The organism is Paenibacillus alginolyticus DSM 5050 = NBRC 15375 (assembly GCF_000422905.1).
Classification (GTDB): domain Bacteria; phylum Bacillota; class Bacilli; order Paenibacillales; family NBRC-103111; genus Paenibacillus_E; species Paenibacillus_E alginolyticus.
On the sequence record NZ_AUGY01000029.1, the window covers coordinates 21,070 to 33,459 of the forward strand.

7 protein-coding genes and 1 pseudogene are annotated in these 12,390 nt (G+C 45.4%); 1 reads left to right on the plus strand and 7 read right to left on the minus strand.

What is annotated here, in order from left to right:
• Positions 1-8: 8 nt before the first annotated feature.
• The 7 genes from G519_RS0114930 to G519_RS43085 all read right to left on the minus strand — a co-directional run bounded on the left by G519_RS0114930 (position 9) and on the right by G519_RS43085 (position 11,093).
• The gene (locus G519_RS0114930; RefSeq protein WP_029195396.1) at positions 9-2,276 is read right to left on the minus strand and encodes a DUF5696 domain-containing protein; all 2,268 of its coding nucleotides are present in this window, start codon (positions 2,274-2,276) and stop codon (positions 9-11) included.
• 48 nt (positions 2,277-2,324) lie between these two features.
• Positions 2,325-2,990 (minus strand): Yip1 family protein, encoded by a 666-nt coding sequence (locus tag G519_RS0114935; RefSeq protein ID WP_029195397.1) that lies wholly within the window; start codon positions 2,988-2,990, stop codon positions 2,325-2,327.
• Positions 2,987-4,456, minus strand: coding sequence for a hypothetical protein (locus G519_RS0114940; RefSeq protein WP_029195398.1), 1,470 nt, complete (start codon positions 4,454-4,456; stop codon positions 2,987-2,989). The genes G519_RS0114935 and G519_RS0114940 overlap by 4 nt, the downstream gene beginning before the upstream one ends.
• Positions 4,457-4,467: 11 nt before the next feature.
• A complete protein-coding gene (locus tag G519_RS0114945) occupies positions 4,468-5,334 on the minus strand; it encodes a carbohydrate ABC transporter permease (RefSeq protein ID WP_244280120.1) in 867 nt (288 codons plus the stop codon).
• Between the two features lie 30 nt (positions 5,335-5,364).
• The gene (locus tag G519_RS43080) at positions 5,365-6,264 is read right to left on the minus strand and encodes a carbohydrate ABC transporter permease (RefSeq protein WP_051253409.1); all 900 of its coding nucleotides are present in this window, start codon (positions 6,262-6,264) and stop codon (positions 5,365-5,367) included.
• Positions 6,261-9,116, minus strand: a complete 2,856-nt coding sequence (locus G519_RS0114955; protein WP_029195400.1) for an extracellular solute-binding protein — start codon at positions 9,114-9,116, stop codon at positions 6,261-6,263. Before G519_RS0114955 ends, G519_RS43080 begins: the two co-directional genes overlap by 4 nt.
• A 117-nt stretch (positions 9,117-9,233) precedes the next feature.
• On the minus strand, positions 9,234-11,093 hold the full coding sequence (locus G519_RS43085) for a GH32 C-terminal domain-containing protein (protein ID WP_051253410.1): 1,860 nt from the start codon (positions 11,091-11,093) through the stop codon (positions 9,234-9,236).
• Positions 11,094-11,461: 368 nt separating this feature from the next.
• On the opposite strand from G519_RS43085, the pseudogene G519_RS43090 reads away from it, so the two are divergent.
• Positions 11,462-12,168: pseudogene (locus G519_RS43090) on the plus strand (IS6 family transposase).
• Positions 12,169-12,390: the final 222 nt, after the last annotated feature.

The following is a 12,390-nucleotide window of genomic DNA, read 5'->3' on the forward strand; positions in this document are numbered from 1 at the left end:
TATCCTCCTTATTGCAGTAAATAACCATTCGCTTCTACATGATCCTGACCAACGGTAACTGCTTTGTCTGTGTAGTTGATTAGAACTGACTTGCCGCTGGCATATGTCGTTCGGTATACCCCTTTTGATATTTGTTCATGATGGCTGATCACTTGCCCTCGGACAGGCATGAGTGCCTTGTTGATTTGCTCAAATTGCTTGCGTACGTCGTCTTGCCATTGATGAAATTCTGCGCTGAACAAGTCGTCTTCGTCTGTGCCCTTCAACTTGTTGCCGTCCTCGCCGATAAATCGGTACGAAGGATAGGTCCCCGTCTCGATCAGCTTGAGCAAATATTTCTCAGGATTACTAGACAAATTAATCGGCTCAGAGAACGCTGGAATCAACCCGCTGACCGCCATGCTGTAAAAAGGAATGGATCCGTCTTCGCTGTCAAAATCGCTCGCAGTCAGTGGCACATCGGTTATGCTTTCTGCAAATGGAAATGCATAAGCATTCGCATGATCAAACATCATGCCTCCTATTTGGGAAGATGCTGCCTTGAGCCCCTCCTGCCACAGTTGACCGGTGCCGTTCTTTGCTAACATGTCGCGTCTGAAGTCTGAATATAGGGTAGAACCGATGCTTTGCATCGCAATTCTCTTCACCCCGTTTTTAGCCGCCGAAGCGCTGAATCGTTCCAAAGTTTGCTTCACAGATTCCGGCTTTAGCAGGTACCAAGGTTCCACCAATGTATTCTTCACGCCGGTGCTAGTACTGTACTTATACATAAGCGCAGGCGCCCTTGTAATGCTTTTGCTAACATCGAAGAATTTGTAGAACCCATTGCCGCCTTTGTAATAATAAACAGGATCGATGGTGGGGTAGAAAGCGATGTTCTTCTGCTCTAAATCCTTCATCAGCGATTTTAAGCCCTGATTACCTCCTAGCTTGCTCTCTGCGTCCACACTCACCGGAATTTTGTCCTTCATTCCACCGCTTAACCAACCTTCATAGCGGATATGCAGGTTATCCATACCGTTATCCTTTAATTGATTGACAGCGGTACGAACGTCGTCAAAGGAGGTAAGCGGTTCTACAGTTTGATAAGGAATTCCAAGAAACGTTGTGCGTTTTTTGATGCCACCGAGGAAGTCAACCAGCAATGGGATTTGATCCGTCTGTGTGTTTATTCCCTTTACATTTGTCGAAGACATTGGCTTTACGCCTTGATCTTCGACCAAATACTTCCGATAGCGTTCCGCCATGCCCGAGTAATCCGCTTTGGCGCCACTCAGGAAATAGTATCTGAGTTCGAAAGGTTGATTTCCCGCATCTGAGGCAGAAGCTCTCACAACCTGCTTCTCATTAGGACTGCCTTCCATCAATACATTCGTTTCAAATTCCGTCATATTTAAATAACTGAACACTGAATTGTATTGATTGTTCTTACCGCTAACCTCAGCCGTAATACCAGCTTGGTAAGCCCCTTGATGAATGACGGCAAGAAAAGCGCTGTCATTGTTTTTCAGACCGAATACAGGCAGGCGGATATCTTCTTTTACACTCGTCTGCTCATTCGTGGAGAGTGCCTGATCCCTACCGTATACACGCTCGTTATAGCTCTTGTATAAGGTCTTGTTATTATTAAAGTTAATTAATGCTCCACTACCGTCAGGTACGAATAAATACCCGCTATCCTTTATGCTGCCTGCACCGAAGAAGGGAAGCAAACTGAGATTTACAATACGGTACTTATCCCGCTGCTCTATTCGCTCAGTCTCAATCGTCGCTACCAAAGCATCGTCGTGCAGTGTATACCGTAAAGGGATCGTAAGTCCTGCTTTCTTGAAATCGTAGACAACCTCAACCCCGCCTTGAATTTGCTTCCAGATGAAGGTTTTGTCCTGAACACTTCCGACAAAGCTGTTAAGCTGAAATGGTTTATTAAGCTGATCGATGTAGTCGACCAGCAACTGGGCACCCAGATCCATCTTTTTAACACCCTTGGCCATCGTGTCATTAGCCCGATCCTCCGGGTTGCTTCGCCAGACGTAGCCGGAAGACAAATCGGTTACGGCAATCTCAGCCGTTTCCGAATTAAAGTCGAGTGCAAGCTGACTATTCTGCGCTGTACGCACGAAGCCCGCTGTGACAGCTGATCTGGATCGCTCAGTGTCCGGAGCAGACCCCTGAGTTGTCTGCTTGGATAGGCTTGACTCGCCATATAGTGTATGGGAAGAGGTTAGGGCGAGAGCGCAAACCGTAAGGACGGTCACCAATAACCTTAATTTCATACTTTGCCCTTCCTCTCTAATTACTTTGATCAGCCTTCATTCGTCTGATTACAGACGGAACAAGACTTCGTTATAGATTGTCGTCACAAAGACGTAAGCCTGTTGATACAAGGTGTAGAACAAGATCATCAAGAATACGATGATCCCCATAGCAGCAATCGTAAGCGCAATTGATTGCAGGTTTCTTACAAATCCGTAATCATGAACGATCAACAGGCCAATTAACATCAGGACGCTGCTCCATAGAATCGCCAGAACCGTTATATAATGGAGAAAGACGCCTTCTTCAACTAGCATGATTTTGCTTAGCAATGTTGTGACGATGAGCGAGATGACATAAGGCATGATGGCATAAGCACTGACGATCATGATGTGGGAGGCTTTCCCCTCTCCGTCCATCCAAGTTGCGACCACCCAGTTGCTAAGCACCCACAATGCATAAAGCGCAATGGTCTTAGCGGCTACCAGCCAAACATTCAGCTCATCCAGGTTATTCATATTGAATGCGTAACCCGTGTTTTGTCTTTCAAATATGGAGGAAAGGAAGAAAACAAGTACGATCGTAGCGACTGCAAGCAATGAACCTTTCCCTTCTTCCTTGACAGCGTAGAAGCTATCGAAAGGATGCAACAGAGCGCTAAAGGGATTTAATTTACTGCCTTGCTTAGCGGGATTCAACTTCAAGCCTTGACGATATAGGGTCGCGATATTCATACTCGCTTCCTCCTTCCTCTATGGGCATACACCAAGCGGAACGCTCGGTAACCATACCATCCAACAACTGCCACAGCGAGCAGAGACATCACAATTGGCAAATTCATACGTACTGCTGCGATGCGTATCTGTGAAAAGTTATTGGAAAACCCCGCTCTGTCTGCTCCCTGCTTATAGTAATAAAGCGCGCTCTCGTAATCACCATTCTTTTCTAATGATTTAGCAATCCCAACATTGGCTATATCGCTGTGTATATTCCGCTTGGCTACATTTCGCCAGATGCTTGCTGCTTCTTCATACAAACCCTGGTTGTATAGAATGACCGCCTTACGAACCTGACTGCCATATTCAGTCAGGGAGAATTGGGTAATGTTTCGTTTGCCGGAATCCAGCACCAGAATGGAATCGTTCAGAAATGCGACGGCATTCGGTTGAAGGAACGTCCCTTGCTGGTTGCCGAGTGCGCCAAAGACTGCAAGGAGATTGCCATCCTGATCATATTCAAAGACACGACCGCGAGTCCGGTCCAGACCAGCGATGATACCATCACGATCGACAGCAAGATCAACGAAAGCTGTATCCTGCTTAACGGATTTCTTGATGGGAATTTCCTTATCACCGAAATCCAGCTCTCCCTTTTTCCCTACCAACACATTGTTACCGAGTGGGTTTAACTTCTTGATCTCTTCCCTTGAATTCTCAGAGACAATCGTCGTCGTGTAAACAAATCCATCGGGTCCCAGGTCCATGTTCGAATATTCAATTGGCAGCAATTTGGCCATGGAGTCCCTTTGGTCCTTCGTCAATATGCTTTTCCAGAACTTTTCCAGAACGACCGCCGGTGTGACCTCCACTTTGTTACTGCCAAAATATCCTGTAAATTGTCCCGTACTGTCAAATTGCATGAGCCCAAAGAATTGCCCTTCTGACAACACATAGATGCGCCCTGCTTCATCAGCCGAAACCTTGATAGGTTTAAATTTGAAATCTTGGGGGATCAGCGGATGGCTTGGTTTCTCAATCACGAGTTGAACCTGTTTGCTGTTATTAACAAGAAGTACCCGCCCACTCCCCTTATCCGCAATAACGAGAAGGCCGTCTGCACCCATGAATATACCGGTAGGACCCGACAAAGCAGTCTCTTTACCGTTCCACATCAGCTTGTCGATAATGTCCACTTTCTGAAACTGATCATTCAGTTTTACAATCCGGTTGTTGCCTGTGTCAGCAACGTAGATGAATCCTTTGCTGTCTACAAATAAATCCTGCGGATCATTGAAAGAGCCGGCACCGCTGTCAAGACCTGAGAAGACCCCACTAGGCAAATAGCTGTTGGGGGCAACTTTGGCATGGTCGCACTCATCGTAAACATAAGCTTGATAAGGACCTTCCGCATAGGTGCGGATAGGATTCAGTGCTAGTAAGAGAAATACAGCAGCTATGGCTATAACGCTTCTAATTTTCATAGCTCCTCCTGTCATTTGATCCCGGCGAACGTCATGGTTTCCACAACTTTGCGCTGGAGCAAAACGAATAACAAAATCGGCGGCAGCATGAGTATGACTGAAGCAGCAGAACCCGGTCCCATTCTCACGATCGAATTCTCCTGGGCGATTTGTTCAAAGGCCGTTCGCACCATCTTCAGCGATTCGCTAAAGACGAGATCGGACTGCGTGTAGTTCCACATTTGGTTAAACTGGAAGAGGATCACAGTCATGATGGCCGGCAATGCATTCGGCATAATAATCGTAAAAAATGTCCGAAATTCGCTCGACCCATCGATCCGCGCAGCTTCCAAGATTTGATCAGGTATCTGTTCGATAAACTGCTTCATAAGGAAGAGTCCCAGTGATGACCCGATCCAAGGGAAGATTAATGCCCAGTACGTATTCACCAAGTTCAACTTCGTCATAAGAATAAAAAGCGGCATGAACGTTACGGAAGGAACGAACATTAGCGCCATAACAATGGCAGCAAACAACGGCTTTTTTCCGGGAAACCCATGCTTAGCAAGCGGATAAGCAGCCATTGATGCGAACAACACATGGCCTAAGGTTCCCAGGCTTGTCACGAACATGGTATTAAACATATAACGAGATAAAGGCACCCATAAACTGGAGACTAGCTGAAACAGATCCTTATAGCTGTCGAGCGTCGGTCTTACAACGATGAATCGAGGCGGGAATTGCAACAGCTCGTCAATCGGCTTCAACGAGTTGACCAGCGCATAGACCAAAGGGAGCATCGATATGCAAGCAAGCAAGCCGATCAATCCATACACCATCATATTGCCAATCATGGAACGGCGAGCCTTGTCGCCTGTTTTACTTTTTAAATTGATCACCAACGTAGATCCTCCTTTCAATCATCGTGGTTAAGTGCCCACTTTACCCAGTAATTTCGTAGCAAGTCGGTTCGAAAGTACCATCATAAGGAACAGAACGACTGCGATGGCCGATGCATAGCCCATTTCGTAGCGTATGGAACCGTAATCCATCAGGTGGGTAACCATCGTTTCAGCTTTATATTCCGTACTTGGAAACCCGGCTAGATTAATCGACACGTCCCCGACGCTGAATGCCGTAATAATCTGCATCACGACACCAAACACAAGCTGCGGGATCATGGATGGTAGTGTAATATACCAAAGCTCTTGAAATCGATTCTTGATTCCGTCCATCATGCCAGCTTCGTACAAGCTTCTATCAATCGTCTGCAATCCAGCTATGAAAGCAAGGAAACTGATGCCAAGACTCATCCACAGTTGAATAAAGATAAGCACCGCTATCATATATTTAGGATCCAGGAGCCAAGCGATCGGGTTGTTGATAAACCCATATTTAATTAAGAACGAGTTCACATACCCATACTCATCAGGGCTAAAGATCAGAAACCACATCGGATACACGGAGGCACCAGCGATAGCTGGCAAATAAAAAATGGTCGTAGCAACAGATCTCATTGTTCTGGACATGTCATTGATCATCCATGCCACTAGAAAACTAAGAAAATAGCCGATGGGTCCAGTAACAAAAGCGAATAAGAGCGTATTTTTTACAGCAATGATGAAGACATCATCGTCCAGAAACATGCGGATGTAGTTGTACCATCCAATAAATCTCGGAGGCTCAATCATATTGAAATAAGTGAAGCCAAGAGCAATCGACAGAATAACGGGAAGAATCGTGAACAAGATGAAAAAGAGCATATACGGCAGCATCAGCAGATAGCTTTCTCGATGTTTCTTAAAAGTCGTCGTCAGGTTCATCTTCATGATTTCACTCCAAACTCGAAACGCTTGCGTTTAATTTCTTCATTGATTTGCTTATTCCAATAGTAGAGGCTTTCCCGTTCATTCTCCCACTCCAGGATGACCCTTCGGAATGCGTTGTCAATGTTGCGTGACGTGAAGTAACTTCCGGGCAGTTCGGGAATTTCTTCGACTTGCTTCCATTGCTCGGCTAGTAGAGCCTGTTCCTTCGTGCTCCAGTTCGTTAAGCGCAAAGCTGCCTGATTCGCTGGTGTTCTGCGCTCGAACATCCCGGTTTCATTCTCTAGTTCTCTGGAGAAGCTGCCTTGAATGTCCGCTCTGTTCCACCACTTCATGAAGACCCATGCCGCTTCTTGATCCTTGGCAGTTTTCAGGATGATACCTGACGTTCCAGTCGCTCCGGACGTATGCTTAATGGTGCCATCTGGCTGCTTCATACCTGGAATCTCCATCATTTGCCACTGGCCCGCTATTTCAGGGGCAGCTACCTTGAGCTGGTTATACAGCTTGTAAGAAGAGACAAGCAGCGGCATTTCACCGGTTCGGAATCGGTAGAAATCATTCTTGTAGAGCGGATAATTGTACAGTTTATAGAAATCCGTCCATTGTTTGAAAGCTTGGTAGGCTGTTGGTTGATCAAAATTGGTTCCGTCGTGTGCTGCGTTGTATACGCTAACCCCATTTTGCATCAGTAAGCTGGGGAACAGATTCAACATGCCAATACCACGATCCTTAAGCTGCTGAGCATCCAAGTTCTCATAGGGAAGTCCGACCTGCAGATTGTTATTTTGCAACTTTGGAGCGATTTTTAGTAGTTCATCCCAGGTCTGAGGCGGATTCAGACCGAGATCTTTCAATATATCCTTGCGGTAAAACATCATGAAGAAATCCTGCTCATCGGGAATTGCATAGGTGTGTCCTTGGTATTCATAAGGTACGAATGCTGTCGGCATGTATTGTTTTTTGATATCGTTGAACCCAGCGAGCGTATCTAGCGGACCTAACGCTCCACGAATGGCCAAATCCATCGCTTCGCCCCTTCTGGTGAACAAGTTGATGTCAGGCCCTTGACCCGCCATCGTCGCAACGACCAGCGATTTTTTAACCAGATTCAAATTAACGTGTATACCTGTTTCTGGTGTAAAAGATTCATCGATCAGCCGCTTGACAACATACGCTTGATCTCTGCCAAGGCCGACCCATACATTGATCGTGTGATCGCTGCTGCCGCTCTTGCCTTGATCAATGTTGTCATAATTTTCAAAGAATGATCCTGCGAATGCTCTGATTTCATGGATGCCTTTTTGCAACAGAGTAGCCTCAGCCTTCGGCCGCTCAGCGTCTGACCTGGCGGCATAGAGGTAATCCAACTCTAGCAGCTGATATCTCACTTCCAGAATCCAGTCGGCCAGCGCCGTCGAATTGTTCTTCAAACTTTCAAGTCGAACCGGAATCTGATCCGGACGATCCTGAAAGCTCACCATTTGACTCAGCAGTACTTTTAATGCGCGCGAACCCGTATTTTGCTGCCCAGTTAGCTTCTCAAGTAAATCAGACTGCAATTTCATTTCTTTTTGTAGCGCTTCCAAAGTAGGCAATAAATCGGGAATGCTTTTTTGAAGCTCGTAATCCCGGTAAGCATCAGGCTTTCCACCAGTAATCATCAATATTTTCCGGTACAAACTGTTTAGCTCGTAGACGATGCTCTGGACCTTAGTCAACGAGGGAGCCAAATCACCGAGCGTCACTTCCATCTTGAGTTCATGAACGCCTTTCGTCAGATGGAATAAGTAGGGCTTGCCGGTTTCTTCACCTAGCTCCTTCACTGCCCAATCCAACTGATAAGGAAACCGGACGTTCTCCATTTCACGAAAAGGAATAGAACCGTCAAGGTAAATGTTCCGGGAGACGAACGCTCCTTTCAGCTTCTGTTGATGGTACCGCATACCAATTTTGTACCAACCATCTTCGGGAACATCCATCTTCCATGAAACCCATTGGCCGGTCATGTCCCAACCCTCTCCGCCAATCGTGTTCATTTTAAGTTTGGTCGGATGGTATGGCGTTGTCAGTGGGCTCGTGCGATCGGTTGTTGGGAAAATACTTGATTCCGATTTCAAATAGGTTTGTTCTGCTTGAACGGTGGCAATAATGTCATGCGATGTCTGGGTGTTTACCGCCTCAGCACCATGACTAGCTCGGTATTGTTCATAGGCTTGTGGCACTTGCAGCTTCTGTAGCACCAAATAGTCGAGCATAGCGCCTTCTCTCGTGTTCTCCAGTCGCAGCAGATGCTTCCCTGCCTTCAATTCAAGCTGCAATGGTGTTGCGGCAAGGTTATTCGGGTTCTCAATCTTCGTATTCAGCCAAATGCCAGCTTCCACTTGCTTGGGCCGCAGGTCGTTGCCGTTATTAGTTTTCAGTGGTCCCTCCTCATCACGCCATGCACGATTCAGCTTCAGAGGTGTATCATTCGATATAAGCGCATTACCGTCAAGCGTAATTTGAAATTCCACGTCTTGACCGCTGCCTTCCATCGGATAATTACCTACCATTAACTCATATGTATGGTCCTCAGGCACCGAGAATTCCCATGAAGCAGCGCTGCCTTCTTTCCATTCCAGAACGTCCTTGCGCCCCTTCCATTCAGGAAGTATGCGAACCGCGGTTCCGCTGTCTTTCACATAGTCCTTCGCAGAAATGAGAATCCCTTCCTGAGGTCTAGGAGCATCCGTATAGGCATACGATTTCGCTGACGCTGGTGCTTGCTCCGCAAAGGAAAGAATCGCTGCAGTTGGAACCAACAGTAATGCCATCGTTATAATAACCGTAGATCCAATCCATCTCTTTTTCACCGTAGACCCCCATCAGTGCGACATCTTGAATTCTTTATGGAAAGCGTTTTCATATCGAATATATCAAAAACCATCGCAAACTAATTTCAATATGCTCAGGTAATGACTTGCAATATACTAAGGTTTGGTCTTATGGGTGACATAAACATTAATGCTAGATACAATACTGCCATCCTGACTGGTTGCTCTGATCTCGACGTCCCCATCCTTCAAGCCCGTTACCTCAGCACCGGATGAGGTGGCTTTCACTGTGGCAACTGAAGTATCACTGGACTCCCATTTCAATGTCTGAGGAGAACTTAACGGAATCACCGATGCTTCGATTTGCTCTGTGCCCCCAACAGGCAGGTTGAGAATGCCTTTATTAAATGCAATGCGCAGCGGCTTACGCCCGTTCGGATCTTCATCGCGCCATATCGTCCGCATCGGATAAACATCAGCATGATTCAAGATGACCGTACCTTCTGTAGCCTCCAGTTCCAGCCCATTACTTGTAGGGTCAGGGAAGATAATCGAAGAAATAACGGATTCACCATCACCAGCAAACACTTCAACGCTGGATTCGTCCACATAGATACGAAGCTTGATCTTGTGGTCCTTTAACTGAAGTGGAGCCGTCATTTTCTCTGCAAATCCTTTCTCAAAAGAAGTAATACCGGATTCCTCCCTGTCCAGAGAAAGCTGTGAAGTTTTGGCGTCATAGTGAAGAACGGTCTCCTGCTTGTTTCCCGTTCTTAGCTTCAAGTTGAATGCAGCATCCGCTTGTAAAGTCATTTCGCTATCCAGCTCGTAGGAAGTACCTCTTATTCCCACAAATGGATTACCCGCTCCTGGCGTCAATTGCTTCTTCGATACGATCGTCGGCTTGCCTCTTAAAGCATCCAGTTCTTTGACCGGCAATTGGACCATGCGCAAGCCCTGCCCCGAAATCTCTCTAAGCTTCAGCTCGCGGTTGATGGACATATTGCCCTTCCATTGACCAGTAGGCATGGCGAACGGATAACGCCAATTGGACATCCACCCCACCCAGATTCTGCGACCGTCTTCGACCGGAATATCCGAATAGGATACCGCAGCGTAGAAATCCTTGCCGTAATCCGTCCACAGCACATCTGATGGCTTATTGTCGTTCTTAAATGTTTTCCCATCGAAGGAACCGACGAAATATTGAGCGGTTGAACCCTTTGTCTTGTCATTACTGCCTATGCTGACGGTAAGTATCCACTTTTTGGTGTTTGTTCCTTCAACAGGAAGCTCGAATAAATCTGGACACTCCCAGACTGCTGCATGAGATCCTTGATCCTGACCGAATTCGCCTGTCATCTCCCAATTTTTCAAATCTGGTGACGTATAGAAGCGTACTCGATTATCTACGGAAACGATCATTACCCAAGAGTGGGTAGGCTCATACCAGAGCACTTTCGGGTCTCTGAAATCCTTTAGACCAGGATTCGGAATGACCGGATTACCGGCATATTTGGTCCATGTCCTTCCCTTATCTGAACTGTAGGCAATGCTCTGCGACTGCGACAGGGGTCCGTTTTTAAAATGAGTGAATATTGCTACCAAACCTGGCTTGCCGCCAAAGAAACCACTCGTATCCTTCTCGTCTACAACCGCGCTGCCCGACCAAATGTCACCCAAAGAGTCACGAGTCATCGCAACAGGAAGGTGCTCCCAATGAATCAGATCTTTACTTACAGCATGCCCCCATTGGCCGCTATTTTGATAAAACTGGTGATATTCTCCCTCAAAATAAACCATACCATTGGGATCGCTCATGTTGCCCGACAACGGGGATAAATGATACTGCGGACGAAATTTTTCTGTGTAATAATTCGAATTACTGTTGTAGTTTATAGACATGCCTGGATTCGTTGCTTCTTTGTGCTGCGGATTCGTCAGCAAAAACGCCAATCCGACTCCAACGAGCACCACTGCTACCGATCCTGCAGAAATGAATAATCTCTTCCTCATACTTCCTCCATTATCTTCCTTGTATTTGGTAGTGCTATTGTAAGCGATTCCACAATAGAAAGATTTCAAAATGCTCGTGCACTGACTTTCAATTTCTTTGCAACTTTATCTAGAAATAGAAACTACTGAAGAATCTCAATATACCTGTAACGAAGGAATCTCTATGCATCCAAGCATAGCAAGAGCTGTTGTCAACACTTAGAGAAAAGTAGAAAGCATATGTTGTTGTTAGCCCTTATGTGACTGACTACAGATTTTTCTGTGAACAGATAAGATACAGATCCTACATAAAATGTCGGGTTGTGGTGCAAAGTTCTAGATCATGATAATATAACTGATAATGAATTCATGGGATGGAGCAAGTTACTATGGAAACCAAATTGAATATATTTAAATGGAAGCAGTATGAATCAGCAATCATTTTACTAACTGTGAGATGGTATTTAAAATATAGTTTAAGCTATAGAGACATCGTAGAAATAATGAGCGAGCGGGGATTAGAGATTTCCCATACGACGACATGAGATGGGTCCATGAATTTGGGCCCGAAATAGACAAACGAATCCGCCCCTATTTAAGACCCACAAATGATTCGTACAGAACGGACGAAACGTACATCAAAGTCAAAGGTGAATGGAAGTATTTATATAGAGCAGTTGATTCTATGGGGAATACGATTGATTTTATGCTATCTGAAAATCGAGATATGCCGGCTGCTAAGCGTTTCTTTACAAAAGCTTTGACTTCGCCACATAATCAATTACCTCGTGTAATCACTTTGGATAAAAACCCAGCATATCCACCAGCCATACAAGAATTAATAAATGAAAAAGCCCTGCCAAAAGAAACTTTGATAAGACAGACAAAATACCTAAACAACATAGTAGAACAAGATCATCGGTTCATAAAGAAAATCACAAAACCGATGCTTGGTTTCAAAACGTTTCGCACGGCAGAACAGACGTTGAAGGGAATCGAGGCTATGCATATGATTAGTAAAGGGCAGGCGAAAAATAATTCGTCTGTCCTATCAGCTGTTGAATGGCTCAATAAAATTTTTGGTATATTGGCGTAGTTAAATTTCAATTTGTTGGGTAATTTCTATCCCCTTTGTATTCTTGCACCACAACCATAAATGTCCCTTTATCCTTTCCGAATTCAAACAGCCCCCAACTTTTTTTTGAAGTTGAGGGCTGTTCTATATTTTTATTATACTTAAAAATTTGTTTACTTTTGTAAAATCGACTAACGAACTTTATTTTCCACTAACGATCTTTATTTTCCTTGATCAGTCATC